The 20111-nt window shown below is 67.6% G+C and carries 20 protein-coding genes; 11 read left to right on the plus strand and 9 right to left on the minus strand.

Going from position 1 to position 20111, the window contains the following annotated elements; genetic code table 11:
- The first annotated feature begins 73 nt into the window (after window positions 1-73).
- Window positions 74-997 (plus strand): sugar kinase, encoded by a 924-nt coding sequence (locus AAG816_RS22290; RefSeq protein ID WP_341991888.1) that lies wholly within the window; start codon window positions 74-76, stop codon window positions 995-997.
- A gap of 49 nt (window positions 998-1046) precedes the next feature.
- Here the strand turns inward: AAG816_RS22290 and AAG816_RS22295 are convergent, their stop codons facing one another.
- Window positions 1047-1907, minus strand: coding sequence for an SDR family oxidoreductase (locus tag AAG816_RS22295; RefSeq protein ID WP_341991889.1), 861 nt, complete (start codon window positions 1905-1907; stop codon window positions 1047-1049).
- A 117-nt stretch (window positions 1908-2024) separates the two neighbouring features.
- On the opposite strand from AAG816_RS22295, the gene AAG816_RS22300 reads away from it, so the two are divergent.
- Window positions 2025-2918 carry a LysR family transcriptional regulator gene (locus tag AAG816_RS22300; RefSeq protein WP_341991890.1) on the plus strand — a complete coding sequence of 298 codons (894 nt, stop codon included), beginning with the start codon at window positions 2025-2027 and terminating at the stop codon, window positions 2916-2918.
- Here AAG816_RS22300 and AAG816_RS22305 read toward each other — a convergent pair.
- Both AAG816_RS22305 and AAG816_RS22310 read right to left on the minus strand, forming a co-directional pair.
- On the minus strand, window positions 2915-3556 hold the full coding sequence (locus AAG816_RS22305; RefSeq protein WP_341991891.1) for a LysE family translocator: 642 nt from the start codon (window positions 3554-3556) through the stop codon (window positions 2915-2917). The genes AAG816_RS22300 and AAG816_RS22305 overlap by 4 nt on opposite strands.
- 24 nt (window positions 3557-3580) lie before the next feature.
- Window positions 3581-4228 (minus strand): bifunctional 4-hydroxy-2-oxoglutarate aldolase/2-dehydro-3-deoxy-phosphogluconate aldolase, encoded by a 648-nt coding sequence (locus AAG816_RS22310; protein WP_341991892.1) that lies wholly within the window; start codon window positions 4226-4228, stop codon window positions 3581-3583.
- A gap of 406 nt (window positions 4229-4634) precedes the next feature.
- Here AAG816_RS22310 and AAG816_RS22315 point away from each other — a divergent pair, with 406 nt between their 5' ends.
- From AAG816_RS22315 to AAG816_RS22335, 5 genes are all read left to right on the plus strand, one after another.
- The gene (locus AAG816_RS22315) at window positions 4635-4817 is read left to right on the plus strand and encodes a hypothetical protein (RefSeq protein WP_341991893.1); all 183 of its coding nucleotides are present in this window, start codon (window positions 4635-4637) and stop codon (window positions 4815-4817) included.
- Window positions 4814-5554 carry a zinc ABC transporter ATP-binding protein AztA gene (gene aztA, locus AAG816_RS22320; RefSeq protein WP_341991894.1) on the plus strand — a complete coding sequence of 247 codons (741 nt, stop codon included), beginning with the start codon at window positions 4814-4816 and terminating at the stop codon, window positions 5552-5554. Before AAG816_RS22315 ends, aztA begins: the two co-directional genes overlap by 4 nt.
- Before the next feature lie 44 nt (window positions 5555-5598).
- The gene (locus AAG816_RS22325) at window positions 5599-6423 is read left to right on the plus strand and encodes a metal ABC transporter permease (RefSeq protein WP_341991914.1); all 825 of its coding nucleotides are present in this window, start codon (window positions 5599-5601) and stop codon (window positions 6421-6423) included.
- A 12-nt stretch (window positions 6424-6435) separates the two neighbouring features.
- The gene (locus tag AAG816_RS22330; RefSeq protein WP_341991895.1) at window positions 6436-7389 is read left to right on the plus strand and encodes a metal ABC transporter substrate-binding protein; all 954 of its coding nucleotides are present in this window, start codon (window positions 6436-6438) and stop codon (window positions 7387-7389) included.
- Window positions 7390-7490: 101 nt separating this feature from the next.
- Entirely contained in the window at window positions 7491-8600 is a 1110-nt protein-coding gene (locus AAG816_RS22335) for a GTP-binding protein (protein WP_341991896.1), read from the plus strand.
- Here the strand turns inward: AAG816_RS22335 and AAG816_RS22340 are convergent, their stop codons facing one another.
- The 3 genes from AAG816_RS22340 to AAG816_RS22350 form a co-directional block, all read right to left on the minus strand.
- Window positions 8601-8945, minus strand: a complete 345-nt coding sequence (locus tag AAG816_RS22340) for a type II toxin-antitoxin system RelE/ParE family toxin (RefSeq protein WP_341991897.1) — start codon at window positions 8943-8945, stop codon at window positions 8601-8603. It lies immediately after the preceding gene.
- Window positions 8946-9191: a type II toxin-antitoxin system ParD family antitoxin gene (locus AAG816_RS22345; RefSeq protein ID WP_341991898.1), complete on the minus strand. Its 246-nt coding sequence runs from the start codon at window positions 9189-9191 to the stop codon at window positions 8946-8948. It abuts the gene before it with no gap.
- A gap of 79 nt (window positions 9192-9270) precedes the next feature.
- Window positions 9271-10707, minus strand: a complete 1437-nt coding sequence (locus AAG816_RS22350; RefSeq protein WP_341991899.1) for a sodium:proton antiporter — start codon at window positions 10705-10707, stop codon at window positions 9271-9273.
- A 211-nt stretch (window positions 10708-10918) separates the two neighbouring features.
- Between AAG816_RS22350 and leuS the strand changes: the two genes are divergently transcribed.
- Genes leuS through holA form a run of 3 tightly spaced genes read left to right on the plus strand, consistent with a single transcriptional unit; the run spans window position 10919 to window position 15198 of the window.
- On the plus strand, window positions 10919-13543 hold the full coding sequence (gene leuS / locus AAG816_RS22355; protein WP_341991900.1) for a leucine--tRNA ligase: 2625 nt from the start codon (window positions 10919-10921) through the stop codon (window positions 13541-13543).
- Window positions 13530-14177, plus strand: coding sequence for an LPS assembly lipoprotein LptE (gene lptE / locus AAG816_RS22360; RefSeq protein ID WP_341991901.1), 648 nt, complete (start codon window positions 13530-13532; stop codon window positions 14175-14177). Before leuS ends, lptE begins: the two co-directional genes overlap by 14 nt.
- Window positions 14178-14181: 4 nt before the next feature.
- Window positions 14182-15198: a DNA polymerase III subunit delta gene (gene holA, locus AAG816_RS22365; protein WP_341991902.1), complete on the plus strand. Its 1017-nt coding sequence runs from the start codon at window positions 14182-14184 to the stop codon at window positions 15196-15198.
- Between the two features lie 23 nt (window positions 15199-15221).
- On the opposite strand, the gene AAG816_RS22370 is transcribed toward holA, so the two are convergent.
- The 3 genes from AAG816_RS22370 to AAG816_RS22380 all read right to left on the minus strand — a co-directional run bounded on the left by AAG816_RS22370 (window position 15222) and on the right by AAG816_RS22380 (window position 17721).
- The gene (locus AAG816_RS22370) at window positions 15222-15392 is read right to left on the minus strand and encodes a hypothetical protein (protein ID WP_341991903.1); all 171 of its coding nucleotides are present in this window, start codon (window positions 15390-15392) and stop codon (window positions 15222-15224) included.
- A 91-nt stretch (window positions 15393-15483) separates the two neighbouring features.
- Window positions 15484-16893 (minus strand): MFS transporter, encoded by a 1410-nt coding sequence (locus tag AAG816_RS22375; protein WP_341991904.1) that lies wholly within the window; start codon window positions 16891-16893, stop codon window positions 15484-15486.
- Between the two features lie 156 nt (window positions 16894-17049).
- Window positions 17050-17721, minus strand: coding sequence for a response regulator transcription factor (locus AAG816_RS22380; protein WP_341991905.1), 672 nt, complete (start codon window positions 17719-17721; stop codon window positions 17050-17052).
- A gap of 897 nt (window positions 17722-18618) precedes the next feature.
- On the opposite strand from AAG816_RS22380, the gene AAG816_RS22385 reads away from it, so the two are divergent.
- Window positions 18619-20100, plus strand: a complete 1482-nt coding sequence (locus AAG816_RS22385) for a PAS domain-containing methyl-accepting chemotaxis protein (protein ID WP_341991915.1) — start codon at window positions 18619-18621, stop codon at window positions 20098-20100.
- Window positions 20101-20111 lie beyond the last annotated feature (11 nt).

Below are 20111 nucleotides of genomic sequence, written 5' to 3' on the forward strand. Positions count from 1 at the left end.
CGCAGAGTGGCCCCCGGGCGCCTCTCGCGTCATGCCGGGCCGGATCCGGCCCAGAGGAAGATGAGGAGCGCACATGGCCAAGGTGGTTTCCATAGGCGAGGTCATGGTGGAACTGGCGCGCGGTAATGACGGGCGCTTCGGCCTGGCGTTCGGCGGCGACACCTTCAACACCGCCGTCTATCTGGCCCGTGCCGGCATCGAGACCGCTTATGTCACCGCCTTGGGCGACGACGCCTTCTCCGCCCAGATCCAGGATCTGGCCACCAGCGAGGGCCTGTCCACCGCGGCGATCCTCAAGGTGCCGGGCCGCATGCCGGGCCTCTACATCATCACCACCGACGACAAGGGCGAGCGCACCTTCCATTATTGGCGCGACACCTCCCCGGCGCGGGTGCTGTTCGAGCTGGACGGCTGGCAGAATGTGGCCGAGCAGGTGGTCTCCGCCCAGGCGGTGTATTTCTCCGGCATCACCTTGTCGCTTTATTCCAACGCCGGCCTCGGGCGGTTTCTCGCTACCCTGGAAGTGGCCGCCGAGCGCGGCGCCTGGCGGGTGTTCGACGGCAATTTCCGGCCGCGCGGCTGGGCCGGTGATCTGCCCCGCGCCCGCATGGTGTTCGCCGAGGCGCTCAAGCGCGCCTCCATGGCCCTGCCCACCTTCGAGGACGAGGCCATGCTGTGGGGCGATGCCTCGCCGGAAGCCACCATCGCCCGCATCACCACTTATGGGGTGAAGGAAGTGGTGGTGAAGAACGGCCCTGGCGGCGCCTATGTGCATGCCAACGGCCAGACGGTGTTCGTGCCGGTGGAGCGCGAGGTGCTGCCGGTGGACACCACGGGGGCCGGCGACAGCTTCAACGCCGGCTATCTCGCCGCCCGCCTGAAGGGCGAGAGCCCGGAAGCCGCCGCCCGCGCCGGCCATGCGCTGGCGGGCGCGGTCATCATGCACCGCGGCGCCATCATCCCGCGCACCGCGCTGGAAGGCGTCAGCTCGCACTGAGGCAGACAATCCCGACGCCTCGGGCGCCGGGATTGTCCGGACGTATGCCTCACGCATCCAGATCCGTGGACAGCGCGATGGCCTTCTGGGCCTCAAGGGCGGCGAGGCGCGCGCTGAGGCCGGCGTGGACGTGCGCATAGGCATCGCTGCCCAGGGTGAGCCGCCGCGGAGCGGGGGTGACGTCCACGCTGTCGATCATCGCCCGCGCCATCTTCGCCGGGTCGCCGGGCGACGGGAAGATCCCGCCCAGCAGCGCACGGCGCGCGTCGGCGGCTGGCGTGTCGTCATAGGCCGCGAGGGTGGGAGCCAGCACCCGGCTGGTGCTGCCGAAATTGGTCTTCGCGCTGCCCGGCTCCACCAGCGTGAAGTCGATGCCGAAGCCGGCCACTTCCGGCGCGGTGGCATCGATGAAGCCTTCCATTGCCCATTTGGTGGCGTGGTAGAGGCTGAGGCCGGGGAAGGTGATCTGCCCGCCCATGGAGGAAAGCTGCAGAATGCGCCCCCCGCCCTGCGCCCGCAGGTGCGGCAGCACCGCGCGGATGAGCTGGATCGAGCCGATGACGTTGGTATCGATCTGGTGGCGGATCTGCGCGTCGGTCACTTCTTCGGCGGCGCCCAGCAGGCCGTAGCCCGCATTGCTCACCACCACGTCGATGCGGCCCAATTCGGCGAAAGCGCGGTCCACCACGGCGCGGATGGCCCCGGTGTCGGTGACATCGAGCGGCGCCACCCACAGGCGCTCGCCATACTGCGCCTTGAGATCGTCGAGGGCGGCGGGGGTGCGCAGCGTGGCGGCGACGCGGTCGCCGCGGGCCAGCAATTGCTCGGTCATGGAACGGCCGAAGCCGGTGGACGTGCCGGTGATGAACCAGGTCTTGGCGGCGGGGGGTGTCGTGCGGGCGGAGGTCATGGGATTTGCCTTTCGGGATCGGCGGCCGCGGTGTGCGGCGCGTCTTGAGGGCAAACCTATTCCTCTCAATTGATGTTACTATCGCAGCAATTTTATATGCCTTGATGCAAATCAGCCATGAATGCCAAGCCTACACTCGCCGATCTCACGGCCCTGGCCGCCATCGTCGCCCATCGCTCCTTCCGCAAGGCGGCGGACGAGCTGGGGCTTCAGCCGTCCACGCTCAGCCACATGATGCGCACGCTGGAAGCGAACATGGGCATGCGCCTGCTCAACCGGACCACGCGCAGCGTGTCCGCCACCGAGGCCGGCGCGCGGTTGGTGGCGCGGCTGGGGCCGGTGCTGCGCGATCTTGATCTGGCGTTGGCGGAAGTGGACGCCTTCCGCAGTCGGCCCAGCGGCACCTTGCGCATCAATGCCAGCGAGATGGCGGCGCGGATGCTGCTGCACACGGTGGTGCCCACCTTCCTCGCGCGCCATCCGGAAATGGCGCTGGATCTCGTCAGCGAGGGCCGGCTGATCGACATCGTGGCGGAGGGCTTCGATGCGGGGGTGCGGCTGGGCGAGCAGGTGCCGCAGGACATGATCGGCGTGCGCTTCGGCGGCACGGCGCGGTTCGTGCCCATCGCCGCGCCCGCCTATCTGGCCCGCCGGCCGGCGCCGCAGGTGCCCGACGACCTGAAAGGCCATGCCTGCATCCGCTTCCGCCTGCCCTCGGGAAAACTGTTCCGATGGGAGTTCGAACGCCATGGCCAGGAACTGGTGGTGGACGTGTCCGGCGCGCTGACCCTTGACCATCTGGGGCTGATGGCCGAGGCCGCCGCCGAAGGCCTGGGCATCGCCTATGTGCCGGAGAACACCGCACGACTCCATCTGGCGCGTGGCGAGGTGGTGATCGTGCTGGACGACTGGTGCCCGCAGATCCCCGGCCTGTTCCTCTATTACCCCGGCCACCGTCATGTGCCCGCGGGCCTGCGCGCCTTCATCAATGTGCTGAAGGAACTGGATTAGCCCCGTTCCGCCAATGCCAGCCGCAGGCCAAAGGCGACGAACACGCAGCCGGTGGCGCAATCGAGGCCGCGCACCACGGCAGGGCGGGCGAGCAGCCGGCCCAGGGGCACGGTGAGCGCGATCAGCAGCGCGAACCACATCAGCGACAGCAGCACATGCAGGCCGGCCAGCAGCAGCGAAAAGCCGGGCACGGCGATGCCGTGGGGAATGAATTGCGGCAGGAAGGTCATGTAGAACACGCCCACCTTCGGGTTGAGCGCATTGGTCAGCAGGCCGCGCCGGAATGGGGCGGCAAGGCCGGCATCACGTGGGCCGGTCGTCGCCATGGGTGCGGAGAGGGTGGCCGAGCGGGGGGATGCCAGCAGCCGGCCCCCCAGATAGAGCAGATACGCGGCCCCGGCCCATTTGAGCGCGGTGAAGGCCACCGGCGAGGCGGCGAGAATCGCCGTGAGGCCCACCGCGGCCCCGAGGCCCCAGCCCAGCAGCCCGAGGCAGATGCCCAGCCCCGCCGCCGCGCCCGCTCGCGGTCCGGATGCCGCGGCCGTGCGCAGCACCAGGGCGGTGTCCACGCCGGGGGTGAGGGTGAGCAGGCTCGCCGCCGCCGTGAAGGCCAGCAGCGAGACCATCATCTCAGGCATGGGCAGGCGCGCCGGTGGCGCGGCTCAGTCGAATTTTGCCGCCCGCACCAGGTGCGAGGCGGCCGTCGAGAGATCGCGCACGGTGTCGAAATCGCCCGCCTTGATGGCCGCGCCCGGCACCACCCAGGAGCCGCCCACCGCCACCACATTGGGCAGGGCCAGATATTCATGGGCGTTGTTGGGGCCGATGCCGCCGGTGGGGCAGAAGCGCAGATGCGGAAGCGGGCCGCCCAGCGCCTTCAGGAACGGCGCGCCGCCGGACGGCTCGGCCGGGAAGAACTTCAGCACATGGAAGCCCAGCGCGGCCAAGGTCATGGCCTCGCTGGCGGTGGCGCAGCCGGGCAGCACCGGGATCGGCGCTTCGGCCAGGGCCTTGGCCAGTTCCGGCGTGGTGCCGGGGGTGACGATATAGGTGGCGCCCGCCTTGATGACAGCGTCGATCTGGGCGCGCTCGGTCACGGTGCCGGCGCCGACGATGGCGCCTTCCACTTCAGCGGCGATTAGGCGGATCGCCTCCAGCGCCACCGGGGTGCGCAAGGTGACTTCGATCAGCGGCAGGCCGCCGGCCACCAGCGCCCGCGCCAAGGGCACCGCATCCTCGATCCGGTCGATCACCACGACGGGGATGACCGGCGCACGGGCGATGAGCGGAAGGGGGTTCGGCTGGCTCATGACGCATCTCCTTGGCAGGCGCGTGGACCGCGCCTCGGGCTGTCGCAGGCCGATCCGCCCGCGCCGCCTATGAAGCCCAGCCGCCCGCCGCTGTCGAGAGGCGGCGGGATTTTCGGCGACGCGGACGCGAGGCGGACGGGGGACCGGCCGGTCTTCCCGGCACCGGTGCCATGCACGCCACGCGGGGCCGCTTTGCACCAGACGGCGGTGGCGGGGCCGCAGCGCGCGGACGGCCCGCTTCTGGCCCCTGCACCTGCGCGCTCCCGGCGGCGATGCGCCGTCCAAGGGCTTGCGGCGCAAGGGGTTGCATGACGTTCGGGCAGCCGAAATCCAGGGGCCCTGCGGCCGGACAGGGGTGGACAGGGGAAATGATACTCTGTATCTTTTCCGTCGAAAGCGAGTTTCCATGTCGTCCACCGTCGCTCATAGCCCCCCCAATTCTTCTGCCGGTGCGACCCGTCGCACCGCCCGGCAGCCGGCCCAGGTCGGCAGTTCGGCCCTGCGCGCCTCGCTCGTGGCGCGGCTCGGTGTTGCGGCGGTTCTGTCCGCGGTGATGTGGGTCGCGGTGGCTCTGGTGGTGCACCTATGACCGCGCAATTGCGTTTCCGCGATCTGGCCCTCGGCTATGAGCGTCACCCGGCCGTCCACCATCTGGACGGCGTGGTGGAGGCGGGCGACCTGCTGGCGGTGTGCGGCCCCAATGGTGCCGGCAAGTCCACCTTGATGAAGGGCATTTCCGGCGCCCTGCGGCCCCTATACGGCTCCATCGATCGCGCCGGGCTGGATTCGCGGGATATCGCTTATCTGCCCCAGAGCGCGGAAATCGACCGCTCCTTCCCCATCAGCGTCTATGACATGGTGGCCATGGGCCTGTGGCGCCGCGCCGGCCTGTTCGGCGGCATCGGCAAGGCCGATCGGACCCGCATCGCCGAAGCCATCGCCGCCGTGGGCCTGGAAGGGTTCGAAGCCCGCACCATCGGCACCCTGTCCGGCGGCCAGATGCAGCGCACATTGTTCGCCCGCCTGCTGCTGCAGGACGCCCGGCTGATCCTGCTGGACGAGCCCTTCACCGCCTTGGACGCCAAGACGGTGACGGATCTTCTGGATCTGGTGCGCCGCTGGCATGGGGAAAAGCGCACCGTCCTGGCGGTGCTGCATGATTTCGATCTGGTGCGTGAACACTTCCCCCACACCCTGCTGCTGGCGCGCTCCGCCGTGGCCTGGGGGCCGACGGCGGAAGTGTTGGCGCCGGAGAATCTGCTGAAGGCCCGGCGCATGGGCGAAGCCTGGGACGAAAGCGCCGAAGTCTGCGAGCACGCGGCGTGACCCTTTACGATCTGCTGGTCGCGCCATTCGCGGAGTTCGAGTTCATGCGCCGGGCACTGGTGGGCGTGTTCGCACTCTCGCTGGGCGCGGGGCCGGTGGGCGTGTTCCTGATGCTGCGGCGCATGAGCCTGACCGGCGATGCCATGGCACACGCGATTCTGCCGGGGGCCGCCATCGGCTTCCTGGTCTCCGGCCTCGATCTTTTCGCCATGACCATCGGCGGCCTCGCGGCCGGGGTGCTGGTGGCGGTGGGGGCGGGCGTCGTCGCCCGCGCCACCGAGATCAAGGAGGATGCCTCCATGGCCGCCTTCTATCTGGTGTCGCTGGCCTCGGGCGTGATGATCGTGTCCATGAAGGGCTCCAATGTGGATCTGCTGCACGTGCTGTTCGGCACCGTGCTGGGCCTGGATGACCCGACCCTGATCCTGGTGGCGGGCATCGGTACCGTCAGCCTGGTGACTTTGGCCTTCATCTGGCGGCCGCTGGTGCTGGAATGCGTGGATCCCAGCTTCCTGGCTTCGGTCAGCAAGTCCGGCGGCGTCAGCCACATCGGGTTCCTGGCCCTGGTGGTGCTCAATCTGGTGGGCGGGTTCCACGCCTTGGGCACGCTGCTCTCGGTGGGCCTGATGATGCTGCCCGCCGCCATGGCCCGGTTCTGGGTGCGCGATCTCACCCGGCTGGTGGTGGTGGCCACGGGCATCGCCTTCGTCTCCGGCGTGGCCGGATTGCTGATTTCCTATCATGCGGGCGCCCCCTCCGGCCCCGCGATCATCCTGGTGGCCGGCGCCGGTTATGCGGTCTCGGTCATCTTCGGTCCGGCGGGGGGTGTTCTGTCCCGCCAGCTTCCTCGTCGTCATCTCGAGGCATAACGGAGCCTTCTCATGCTGTCCCGTCGTACCCTGCTCGCCGCGGCACTCCTGCTCGGCGCATCCCCGGCGCTTGCCCAATCGCCGGCCCCCACCGCCAAATTGCCGGTGGTGGCGTCCTTCTCCATTCTCGGCGATTTCGTGAAGAATGTGGGCGGCGACCGCATTTCGCTGGCCACCATCGTCGGCCCCAACAGCGATACCCACGTCTATCAGCCCACCCCCAACGACGCCAAGAAACTGGCCGCCGCCAAGGTGATCTTCGTCAACGGCCTCGGCTTCGAGGGCTGGATGGACCGGCTGGTGAAGGCCTCCGGCACCAAGGCCACCGTGGTGGTGGCCACCAAGGGCATCACCCCGCGCGAGCGCTCGAAGGACGAGCCGCAGGAGGACGAGGCGCCCAAGGGCAAGAAGGATGCGCACGCCGGCCACGACCACGGCCCGATCGATCCGCACGCCTGGCAGTCGGTGGCCAATGCCAAGATCTATGTGGCCAATATCCGCGACGGCCTGATCGCCGCCGATCCCGCCGGCAAGGACGTCTATACCGCCAATGCCGCGGCCTATACCGCCAAGCTGGATCAGCTGGAAACCGAAGTGAAGGCGGCCATCGCCGCCATTCCCGAGCAGAACCGCCGCATCATCACCTCGCACGATGCCTTCGGCTATTTCGGTGATGCCTATGGCCTGAAGCTGCTGGCCCCCGAGGGCGTCTCCACCGAGAGCGAGGCTTCCGCCAAGGACGTCGGCAAGATCATCCGCCAGATCAAGACCCAGAAGATCCCGGCGGTGTTCCTGGAGAATGTCACCAACCCGCGCCTGGTGGACCGCATCGCCAAGGAGAGCGGCGCCATCGTGGGCGGCACGCTTTATTCCGACGCTTTGTCCGATGACAAAGGCCCGGCGACTTCCTACATCGACATGGAACGCTACAACATCCGCCAGCTGGCGGGTGCGCTGACCAAGTGACAGCGCCCTCCGGCGCGGACGTATTGGAATAAGCGGCGGCCGCGCTCCTCGGGGGCGCGGCCGTTGCGGCTTGCGCGGGCACGGCCCGCATTGGAGATCCCATGGCTGAGACCGGCGCTGACACCCTCCCGGGTGGAAAAATCCCCGTCACCGTGATCACCGGCTATCTCGGCGCCGGCAAGACCACGCTGTTGAACCGCATCCTCTCCGAGCCGCACGGCAAGAAATACGCCGTGATCGTCAATGAGTTCGGCGAAATCGGCATCGACAACGATCTGGTGGTCGGCGCCGACGAGGAAGTGTTCGAGATGAACAACGGCTGCATCTGCTGCACCGTGCGCGGCGATCTCATCCGCATCATCGACGGGCTGATGCGCCGCAAGGGCCAGTTCGACGGCATCATCGTGGAAACCACCGGCCTCGCCGATCCTGCCCCGGTGGCGCAGACCTTCTTCGTGGACGAGGAAATGGGCGCGCGCACCAAGCTGGATGCGGTGGTCACCGTGGCCGATGCCAAATGGCTCACCGCCCGGCTGAAGGACGCCCCCGAGGCCAAGAACCAGATCGCCTTTGCCGACGTGATCCTGCTCAACAAGACCGATCTGGTGAGCGCGGACGAACTGGCGGAAGTGGAAGGGCGCATTCGCGCCATCAACCCCTATGCCAAGCTCTATCGCACCCAGAAGTCGGCCATCGACATCAACAAGGTGCTGAACCAGGGCGCGTTCGATCTGGAGCGCATCCTCGCCGTGGAACCCGAGTTCCTCAACGAGGGCGAAGAGGAAGGCCATGTGCATGGCCCCGGCTGCGGCCATGAGGGCCACGATCATGACCACCATGATCATGATCGCGATCACGACCATGGGCATGCCCACGCCGGCCACAGCCATGGCGGGCTGAAGCATTATCACGACGAGGACATGCAATCGGTGTCCTTCTCCACCGACAAGCCGGTGGATCCGGACAAGTTCTTCCCCTGGGTGCAGGACGTGGTGGCGGTGGATGGCGCCAGCATCCTGCGCTCCAAGGGCATCCTGTCGTTCAAGGATGATCCGGACCGCTTCGTGTTCCAGGGCGTGCACATGATCCTGGACGGCGACCATCAGCGCCCGTGGAAGGACGACGAGAAGCGTCAGAGCCGCCTGGTGTTCATCGGCCGCAAGCTCGACACCGCCAAGCTGGAAGCCGGCTTCCTGTCCTGCGTGGCGTGATCATTCCTCTTCGGGCGTCGCCGCTGGGTCGGTGGCGCCCGGAAGGGTCTGCGACCAACGGGCCATATCCCGGTGTCCTTCGATGATGCCGACGATCTCCAAGGCATCACGGATATAGCGGAAGAAGATGACGTAGCCCTGGGACGCAAAGCTGCGAATGTCCGGATGAAGCTCCGGACGCGCCGTGCCCAGGAGGCCTGGTGTGTCGGCAATCAGGCGACACCGGGCGCGTAGCCGCTCTGTAAAGCGGCGCGCCGCCAAGGGATTGTCGTTCTGCTCGGCAATGAACTCAAAAATCGCGATCAAGTCTCGCCGCGCCGCCGCTAGGTAGCGCAGGCGTCTCATTCAGCCTCTGTCGGCAAGGCGGCGTGCAACGCGCGCTTCCAGTTCCGCCTCGATCTCGGCGTCCGTGAAGCTGCCACCTTCGTCGATGGCTGCCTCAAGATGAGCACGGAGTTCGTCCTGCCGGCGCTCGCGCTCCGCCACCAGCCGCAACCCCTCCTCGACCACGGCCGCTGACGAGGGAAAGCGCCCCGTGCGCACCGCCTCATCCACAAAGGTCTGCCATTTCCGGTTCAAGGGAACGCTCATCGCTGCCCGCCTTGTGCCAAGGGTCCGATCTAAAGGTGACACCGGCGCGGTGGCTGGGCAACCCAGCCGGCCGTCCCGCTCAGATGAAATACAGCCAGGTGATGAGCGCGAAGCAGGGCAGCAGGAACACGATCGACCAGCCCATGTAGCCGAAGAAGCTCGGCATCTTCACGCCGCGATGCTTGGCGATGGACAGCACCATGAAATTGGGGGCGTTGCCGATATAGGTCAGGGCGCCCATGAACACCGCGCCGGCCGAAATGGCCTCCAGCGTCACTTGCAGCGGCCCCATCAATTGGTGGGCATCGCCGCCGGCCAGATTGAAAAACACCAGATAGGTGGGGGCGTTGTCCAGGAAGCCTGACAGGCCGCCGGTCAGCCAGAAATAGGCCGCGTTCACCGGCTGGCCGTCCGGACCGGTCACCAGGGCCACCAGCGGGGCGAAGGCGCCGTTGCTGCCGGCCTTGAGAATGGCGATCACCGGAATGATGGTGAGGAAGATGGCGGCGAACAATTTGCCCACCTCCAGGATCGGCTCCCAGTCGAAGCCGTTGCGCTCACGCAGCAATTGCGGGGTGATCAGCACCGAGACCACGGCGACGAGCACGAGGAGCACGTCGCGCACGATCCATTGCAGTTCCAGCCGAGTGCCATAGACATCGAAGAACACGCCCGGCTTCCACAGCGCGCTGAGCAGGATGGCGCCGATCACCGCGAACAGCAGCGGCACATTCTGCAGGCCGCGCAGGCTGAGCTTGGTCTCCGCACTGGCTTCGGGCGCGGCGGCCAGATCGACCTCGCGGCTGTAGAAATAGCGCTCCAGGAGGTAATAGGCGACCAGGAGGATGCCCGCCACCACCGCGGTGTCGTGGAACAGATGGGTGGTGGTCCAGAAGAAGCTGACCCCCTTCAGGAAGCCCAGGAACAAAGGCGGATCGCCGAGCGGGGTGAGCGAGCCGCCGATGTTCGACACCAGGAAGATGAAGAACACCACGGTGTGGACATTGTGCTTGCGGCCCTCATTGGCGCGCAGCAGCGGGCGGATCAGCACCATGGAGGCGCCGGTGGTGCCGATGAGGCTGGCCAGCACCGTCCCCAGCGCCAGGATGGCGGTGTTGGTGGCCGGCCCGCCATGGATGTGCCCGGCCACCAGGATGCCGCCAGAGACCGTGAACAGTGCCGCCAGCAGCACAATGAACGGGATATATTCCAGCAAGGCGGTGTGGACCACCTCATGGGTGGTCATGGACGGGCCGAAGGTGAGGGTGAAGGGCACCAGGAAGGCCAGCCCCCAGAACAGCGCCACCTTGCCGTAATGGTGATGCCAGAAGCGGTTCGCCAGCAGCGGGAACAAGGCGATGGACAGCAGCATGCCGGCAAACGGCACCGCCCAGAGCGGCGACAGGCCGACGCCGGACAGGGCCGCCGTCGCGCTCGCCGCATGGGCGCTGGACAGGGGAACCAGGAGCGAGAGAATCCCCGCCACGACCGCGCTCCACCGTCCCATGCCCGCCATGCCGCACCTCTTAAGTTATAACGCCTGTTGATGGACGATGCGGGGGAGCGTGGCAAGGGTGGCGCTTGCAGGGACGCGCGCCCTATGACACCGCGCACGGTGCGGCGCACCCGATCACCGGCGTCTGCGACCCAGCCGTGCGCCCGCAACGGTTGACCCGTGCGCCTGTTTCTGTCCTAGTCCGCCCGCGTTGGGATCAGCATTTTCGGACATGAGCACAGACCGTTATAACGCGCGTGACGCGGAACCCCGTTGGCAGGCCGCCTGGAGCGAGCGCGGCATCTTCCGCACCCGCAACGACGACCCGCGCCCGAAATTCTTCGTGATGGAGATGTTCCCCTATCCATCGGGGCGCATCCACATCGGCCACGGCCGCAACTATGTGATGGGCGACGTCCTCGCGCGCTACAAGCGCATGAAGGGCTTCAACGTGCTCCATCCCATGGGTTGGGACTCGTTCGGCCTGCCGGCGGAGAATGCCGCCATCGAGCGCGGCATCCATCCCAAGAGCTGGACCTACGAAAACATCGCCTCCATGAAGGAGCAGTTGCAGCTGCTCGGCCTCTCGCTGGACTGGAACCGCGAGATCGCCACCTGCGACCCCTCCTATTATGTGGAGCAGCAGCGCATCTTCCTGGATTTCCTGGAGAATGATCTCGCCTATCGCAAGGAGAGCGAGGTCAATTGGGATCCGGTGGACAACACCGTGCTGGCCAATGAGCAGGTGATCGAGGGGCGCGGCTGGCGCTCGGGGGCCATCGTCGAGCGGCGCAAGCTGTCGCAATGGTTCTTCCGCATCACCGCTTTTGCCCAGGAGCTGCTGGACGCGCTCGACACCCTGGACCGCTGGCCGGACAAGGTGCGCCTGATGCAGCGCAACTGGATCGGCCGCTCCGAAGGCCTGGAAGTGCTGTTCGAACTGTCCAAGGCCTCGCTGGCCGCGGCCGGCACGGCGGCGGTGAAGGTCTATACCACCCGTCCCGACACGCTGTTCGGCGCCTCGTTCCTGGCCTTGTCGCCGGACCATCCCCTGGCGCGCCATCTGGCGGCGAGCCGGCCGGAGCTGGCCGCCTTCATCGCCGACTGCAAGACCGGCGGCACCTCCGCCGAGGCGATCGAGACCCAGGAAAAGAAGGGCTTCGACACCGGCCTCACCGTGGTCCATCCGCTGGACGCGGACCTGACCGTGCCGGTCTATGTGGCCAATTTCGTGCTGATGGACTACGGCACCGGCGCCATCTTCGGCTGCCCGGCGCACGATCAGCGCGACCTGGACTTCGCCCGCAAATACGGACTGACCGTCACCCCGGTGGTGCTGCCCCCCGATGCCGATCCCGCCACCTTCGCGGTGGAAGAGATCGCCTATGACGGCGAGGGCACGCTGTTTCATTCGCACTTCCTGGACGGCCTCACCATCGCCGCGGCCAAGGAGGCGGTGGCCCGCCGGCTGGAGCGCTTCCGGGTGGGCGAGGAGCCGCAGGGCACGCGCAAGGTCAACTTCCGCCTGCGCGACTGGGGCATCTCGCGCCAGCGCTATTGGGGTTGCCCGATCCCGATCATCCATTGCGACAGCTGCGGCCCGGTGCCGGTGCCTCGCGACCAATTGCCGGTGACGCTGCCGGACGATGTCACCTTCGACCGTCCCGGCAATCCTTTGGACCGGGCCAAGGCCTGGCGCGACGTGCCGTGCCCCAAGTGCGGCGCCCCGGCCAAGCGCGAAACCGACACCATGGACACCTTCGTGGATTCGTCCTGGTATTTCCTGCGCTATGCCAGCGACGACGTGAACACGCCGCTGGACAAGGCGGCGGTGAAGCACTGGCTGCCGGTGGACCAATATATCGGCGGCATCGAGCACGCGATCCTGCATCTGCTCTATTCGCGCTTCTTCACCCGCGCCCTTGCCGCCTGCGGCCGGGTGGATGTGACCGAGCCGTTCGCGGGCCTGTTCACCCAGGGCATGATCGTCCACGAGACCTATAAGGATCCGCAGGGCCGCTGGCTGTTCCCCGAGGAGATCACCCTCACCGGTCCCGGCACCGCCGTGATGGTGGAGGGCGGCGCCCCGGTGACGGTGGGCCCGCCGGAGAAGATGTCCAAGTCCAAGCGCAATGTGGTGGCGCCCGAAGTGGTGGCCGACACCTATGGCGTGGATACCGCCCGCTGGTTCATGCTGGCGGACACGCCGCCCGAGCGCGACAGCGAGTGGACCCAGTCCGGCATCGAGGGCGCCTGGCGCTTCGTGCAGCGGGTGTGGCGGCAGGTGAACGAGGCCATCGAACTGGGCGCGGCCGCCGATGCGGCCAAGCCGGACGCCTTCGGCCCCGAGGCCACCGCCTTGCGCCGGGCCGCCCATGGCCTTGCCCATCAGGTGGCGGACGATGTGGAGCGCCTGCGCTTCAACGTCGCTGTGGCCCATGTGCACGAATTCTCCAACGCCTTCGGCCAGGCCATCGCCGCCGCCCGTGGCGCCAGCCCGGTGCCGGACGATCTGGCCTTCGCCTTGCGCGAGGCAGCCGAGATGCTGGTGCAGGTGGTGGGCCCCATGACCCCGCATCTGGCGGAAGAATGCTGGGTCCTGCTGGGCCACGACACGCTTCTGGCCGAGGCATCGTGGCCGCAGGTGGACGAGGCCTTGCTGGTGGAAGACACCATCACCTTGCCGATCCAGGTCAATGGCAAGCGCCGCGGCGATGTCACCGTGCCGCGCGATGCCACCCCTGCCGAGGTGGAAGCCGTGGTGCTGGAGCTGGACAGCGTGCGCAAGGCCCTCGACGGCAAGCCGCCCAAGCGTATCATCGTCGTGCCACAGAGGATCGTGAATGTCGTCGCCTGACGCCCCCGCGCCCATCGCCGCCCGACGGACCGACCGCCGTTCGCTGGCCATCCGCCTTGCCCGCCTCGCCGTCGTCGGCCTGCTGGCGGGCGGATTGGCGGGCTGCTTCCAGCCCATGTATGCGGAAAAATCCACCGTGGGCGGCACGCCGCTGCTGGAGAAGCTGCGCTCCATCGAGATCGTCAAGATCGAAGGCCGGCTCGGCAACGAGCTGCGCAACGACCTGATCTTCGAATTCACCGGCGGCGCCGGCAATCCGGTGGGGGCGCCGTACAAATTGTTCATTTCGGTGGGGGCCACCTCGGCTTCCTCCATCGTGGATACCGCCTCGGGCCTGCCGGAGAACAAGATCATCCACGTCGTGGCCAATTGGCGCCTGATGCGGGCAGGCGAGGAGACCAAGCCGGCGTTGGTCAGCGGCAAGGCCTCCGGCACCGCCTCCATCGACGTGAGCGACCAGCGCTTCGCCAATTACCGCGCCACCCGCGATGCGGAAGCCCGGGCCGCCCGCGTGGTGGTGGAGCAGATGCAGGCGCAATTGATCGACTTCTTCGTCAACCCGCCGCCGCCGCCCGCCGCCAAGCCGGCGACCCCGGCCACCTCGCCGGCCACCGCCAAGCCGCCGGGCAGCTGAGCTGATGGTTGCGGTGCGCGCGGGGGATGCGGATGCGGCCCTGGCCCGCCGCGACCCCAAGCATGCGGTGGTCCTGATCTTCGGGCCGGACCTCGGCCTGGTGCGCGAGCGCGCCGGCGCGCTGGTGAAGCGTGTCGTCCCCGATCTCACCGACCCGTTCGCCGTGATCCGGCTGGAGGGGGATGAACTCTCCAGCGATCCCCGCCGGCTGATGGACGAGACCCGCACCGTGGGCCTGTTCGGCGGCGAGCGGGTGGTGTGGATCCGCGCCGGCTCGCGCAACATCGTCCCGGCCCTGGAGCCGGTGTTGGCGGAACCCTGCGACACGCTGGTGGTGGTGGAGGCCGGCGACCTGAAGAAGGGCGCGCCTTTGCGCAGCCTGTGCGAGAACTCTCCCCGCGCTTTGGCCATTCCCTGCTATGCGGACGGCGACCGCGATCTCGCCCGGCTGGTGGACACCATGCTGGGGGCGGAGGGCCTCACCATCGAGCGTGATGCCCGCGAACTGCTGGTATCGCTGATCGGCGGCGATCGCCTCGCCTCGCGGGGCGAGATCGCCAAGCTGGCGCTCTATGCCAAGGGGCAGGGCAAGGTCACGCTGGAGGACGTGCGGGTCATCGTCGGCGATGCCTCGGCGCTGGCCCTGGACGACGTGGTGGATGCGGCGCTGGCGGGCAATGCGCCCGAGGCCACCGCCGCTTTGGCCAAGGCCTGGGGCGCCACCACCCGCCCGGACGCGGTGCTGGGCGCCCTGCTGCGCGGGCTGATGAGCGTGCACCAGATGGCGCTGGCAGTGGCGGGGGGCTCCACCATCGAGCGGGTGATCGATCAGGCCCGCCCCATGGTGCATTTCTCCCGCAAGCCGAAGGTGGAGCGGGCGCTGCGCGGCCTGACCCCGGAGCGCTGCATCAAGGCGATCCTGGTGGTGGACGAGGCCATCCTCACCGCCCGCCGCAATGCGGCTTTGGGCGAGGCGGTGGCCGAACGGGCAGTGCTCCAGGTGGCCGCAGCCCGGCGCTGAGACGGCCCGGCCTCAAGGCCGTTTCAGCCCCGGCGGACCGCATCCCGCCGCGCCGCGAACGTGGCCTCGACCTCGTCATTGGAGCGGCCCTCGCCGATGCGCACCGACTCGCGCGCCGCCGCGACCTTGCGGCTGAGGAAGTCGTCATAGGCCCGCGGGTTGGGCGGCGGCTTGATCGCGTTTCGCACGGACATTGGGTCTATCCTTCGCCAGACGGGCTGCCGCCAATATAGCCGTCCCCGGCGGCGTGTCGTCGCGCGCGCGCAACAGCGGCGCTGAGGATGCTCAGGCTTTGGCGGACAGCTCCCGGAAATGCCCGCGCGCCTGGAGCCACAGCAGCAGCGCCAGGCCGGGCAGGCCGGCGATGACGGAGATGGTGAAGAACCAGGCCCAGCCGGTCATGTCATAGATATAGCCGCCGCCTGAGGCGAGCACCGTGCGGCCCACGGCGGTCAAAGCGGTGAGCAGGGCATATTGGGTCGCCGTATGGGCCCGCACCCCGCACAGGGACGAGAGATAGGCGACGAAGATCACCGTGCCGATGGCGCCGGTGAAATTCTCCACCACCATGGCGAAGGTGAGGAAGGCCACGTCCGGCCCGATCAAGGCCTGGGCCGTGAAGGCGAAGTTGGAGACCATCTGCAGGAGGCCGCCCACCCACAGGCACCACAGCAGCGAGCGCTCGCGCGCCAGCATGCCGCCGGCAAAGCCGCCCGCCAGCGCGGCGATGAGGCCGACCCCCTTGGCGATGGCCGCATAGGTGGCCTTGTCGAAGCCGATGGAGATGATGAAGGACGCGGTGAGCCCACCGGCCAGCGCATCGGAGAATTTGTAGAGGGTGACGAACAGCAGCACCGCGACGGCATCGCGCCGGGTGAGGAATTCAGAGAAGGCGCTGAAGGCGGTGACGGTCACCCGCTTGATGGCGGCGATCACGCCGCCCGGGTGCACGCCCCCTTCCTGCGTCCGGCCCTCATGGGCCACGCGCGGCGCGCCGTCGGGCTCGCGCGCCAGCAGGGTGGCGACCATGCCGATCGCCATGCCGGCGGCGGCCACTCCATAGCCCCAGGCCCACACCTTGTCGTGGGGCAGGCCCTTCAGCTCCAGCCACGCCACCAAGGCGATGATGCCGGCGCCCGACACCAGCATGCCGATGCGATAGGCGGCCACATAGCCGGCCATGCCGGCGGCCTGCTCGGAAGTGTCGAGCTTTTCCACCCGATAGGCATCCACCACGATGTCCTGGGTGGCGGAGAGGAAGGCCACGGCGACGGCGCCGATAACGAGGGCCAGCGAGGCGACGGACTTGGTGCCGTCCGCCGAAGTGGTGAAGCCGAGATCCTGGAAGCCGAGGAACAGGATGGCGGCGGCCAGCATGAGCTGGGTGGCGAGCAGCCAGCCCCGCCGCCGTCCGAGCCAGCGCGACAGCAGCGGCACGTCGAGCGCGTCCACCAGCGGCGCCCAGAGGAATTTCAGCGTGTAGGGCAGGCCCACCAGATGGAACAGGCCGATGGTGGCGATGTCCACCTTGCGCTCGGTCATCCACACCGCGAGCGTGGTGCCGGTGAGCGCCAGCGGCAGGCCGGAGGAGAAGCCCAGCAGGATCACCACCATCACGCTGGGGTGCAGATAGACCTTCAGAGCGTCGAGGGCCGAGGGCTTGGCCGGGGTGGTCCGCAGAGTATCTTCGCTCATGCCCTTGGGCGCCTCATTCATCTTCACCGCACATGCCGCCGGGCACGACCCAAGGGCAAGCGACCATGGCGCGGATTGCTTTACATCCTGTCACCCCGGAGCCGGCGGCGATCCGAAAGCGGCCGCTGCGTGCCGGGTCCGGTCCCCGCACGGGGCTCAGGCCTGATTGGCACTCCACAGCCCGGCGTCCACCTTGGAGACGGCGATCACCGCCTGGGTGCGGCTCTCCACGCCGAGCTTCTGCAGGATGGCGGAGACATGGGCCTTCACCGTGGCCTCGGAGACGCTCAGCTCATAGGCGATCTGCTTGTTGAGGCGGCCTTCCGCCAGCATCATCAGCACCCGCACCTGCTGCGGCGTCAGGGTGGACAGGCGGGAGATGATGGTGTCGGTCTCGCTGTCCTGCCGGGCGGCCATGTCGATGTCGGAGGGGGCGGAGGTGCCGCCCGCCAGCACCACCGCCACCGCATCGCGCATGGCGGCGGTGCCCATGGTCTTGGGAATGAAGCCGGAGGCGCCCAGATCCAGGCAGCGGCGGATGACGGCGGGCTCGTCATTGCCCGAGACCACCACCACCGGCACGCCGGCATATTGCGCGCGCAGATAGATCAGGCCGGAGAAGCCGCGGGCGCCGGGCATGGTGAGGTCGAGCAGGATCAGGTCGAAGTCCGCCTCGCGCTCCAGGAGCGCGTGCAGATCGTCGAAAGTGCCCACTTCGGCGATTTCAGCCTTGGGAAACTGTCCGAGCACGGCCTCGCGCAACGCGCCGCGAAAGAGCGGGTGGTCGTCGGCGATGACCAGCCGAAACGCGGTGTCGGCATCTGCCAATAGGTGTCTCCCGGTTCCCCGCCCCCGGTGGCGCAATCCCACATGCGCAAACCGACGAATCGATCCCGCGATCATCGGCGGGAGACGGCCAAGAGGCAAGGTGGCAAAGGGCCGGGCGCGGGTTCTGCCGGGGAGCCGGCACCGCTGGCACGTGGTGCGATCGCCACGTCATGGCCAAGATCGAACGAAGGCTCGGGCGTGGCCCTGGGAGCGCGCATGGGGCGGCGGGGGGGAGGGCATGTCGCGCGTGGGTCCGGAGCGGGCTCTGCTCCGGGATCATCACCTGCCTGGTGCTCCTCCCTCACAACCGGTGTTGCCGATCTGTGCGGGCGATGGCGGCGGGCCTTCTGTCATGCGCTTGCGGGCATGCAAGCCCCGCACTGATCCAACGCGTCTTGCGCCCGTATACATCATTGCGAAATCGAGCGTGGAACGCAGATGCCGGGCGCCCGAGCGTCCGACATTGCTGAAATGACTGAAGACGCACGCGTAACGGGCGCAGATGTCCTCTGCGGCGTGGGGCTCGTCGTGCCGTTGCGGAACGAAATGTCTTCGCCAGATGAGCCGTAGCGGGATGTGCGCTTGGTGATGCTGGGCCGCAAGATGTCCGGAGATGGATGCGTGGCGGAGTGCTTGCCGTCGGTTGGGCACCGTGTCTGCGACAGTATCCGTTGTTGATGAGCCGAGGTCAAATTGCACCCTAAGGAGGGTCGCAAGGCAAGTCGGGCCGAGATCTAGTTCAAAACCGGATGTAATTTGGTGGCAATTATCCGCCGAAGCAAGCCAGACGCAAGCCTCGAGGTCGTGAGGTGCGCGCCGCGATGATATCTTCGGATGTAGAGCGAGTGCATTGCACCAACAAGAAGACCTGTGTTTTCGATTCAGAGGGGAAGCGTGATGTTTCATTTCGGCAGTGACAAGGAAGCGGCCTATACGCTGGCGGCGCTCGAGAAAGCGTTGGCGGTAATCGAGTTTACCCCAGCGGGCGAGATCCTGCGGGCAAACGAGAACTTCCTGGCCGTGGTCGGCTATTCCGCCGCCGAACTGAAGGGCAAGCATCACAGCCTGTTCGTTGATCCCAAGCTGCGCGATACGCCTGCCTATGCGGCGTTCTGGAAGGACCTTGGCCAGGGCCGCTTCAATTCCGGCGAATACAAGCGCATCGGCAAGGGCGGCGCCGAGGTGTGGCTTCAGGCCTCCTACAACCCGGTCCGGGACAGCGGCGGCAAGGTGCTGAAAGTGGTGAAGTTCGCCGCCGACATCACCGCGCAGAAGATGCGCAACGCCGATTTCGAGGGCCAGATCGCCGCCATCGGCAAGTCGTCGGCGGTGATCCATTTCACCCTGGACGGCATTGTCACCGAGGCCAATGCCAACTTCCTGGATGCGCTCGGCTATCGGCTGGACGAGATCAAGGGCCAGAGCCATTCCATGTTCGTGTCGGCGCAGGATAAGGCCAGCCCCGACTACAAGCGCTTCTGGGAGGCGCTCAATCGCGGCGAATACCAGGCGGCCGAATACAAGCGCATCGGCAAGGGCGGGCGCGAGGTCTGGATCCAGGCCAGCTACAATCCCATCGTCGATGACACCGGCAAGCCGTTCAAGGTGGTGAAATTCGCCACCGACATCACCCCCATGGTGGTGGAGCGCCAGCGCCGCGCCACCATCCAGAAGGAGATCGACGCCGATCTGCAGGAGATTTCCGGCCAGTTGTCCGAGACCAATCTCCAGGCCGCCTCCGCCGCCGCCGCCACCAACCAGACCGCCTCCAACGTGCAGTCGGTGGCCGCGGGCGCCGAGGAATTGTTCGCCTCGGTGGAGGAAATCAGCCGGCAGGTGAAGCAGTCCTCAGATCTGGCCCATTCCGCCGTGGCCGAGGGCGCCCGCACCCACACCATCGTGCAGAGCCTCACCGGGGCGGCGCAGAAGATCGGCGCCGTGGTGGAACTCATCAACAATATCGCCGGCCAGACCAATCTGCTGGCGCTGAACGCCACCATCGAGGCGGCGCGTGCCGGCGAAGCCGGGCGTGGCTTCTCGGTGGTCGCCTCCGAGGTCAAGAGCCTCGCGGGCCAGACCTCCAAGGCCACCAGCGAGATCGCCGCCCAGATCGAGTCCGTCCAGCAGGCCACCCGCGAGGCGGTGGACGCCATCGGCTCCATCACCGGCATCATCTCCGAACTGAGCAACATCTCCTCCATCATCGCCGCGGCGGTGGAGGAGCAGACGGCGGTGACCCGCGAAGTCTCGTCGAACATGCAGGTGGCGGCCCAGGGGGTCGAGACGGTGAAGCACAACATGGGCTCCATCGCCTCGTCCACCGAGCAGGTGGAAGCCTCCACCCGCCGGGTGCGCACCGCCTCTGCGGCCATCGCCTGAGGCGCGCCGCG

The organism is Azorhizobium sp. AG788 (assembly GCF_943371865.1).
Taxonomy (GTDB): Bacteria; Pseudomonadota; Alphaproteobacteria; order Rhizobiales; family Xanthobacteraceae; genus Azorhizobium.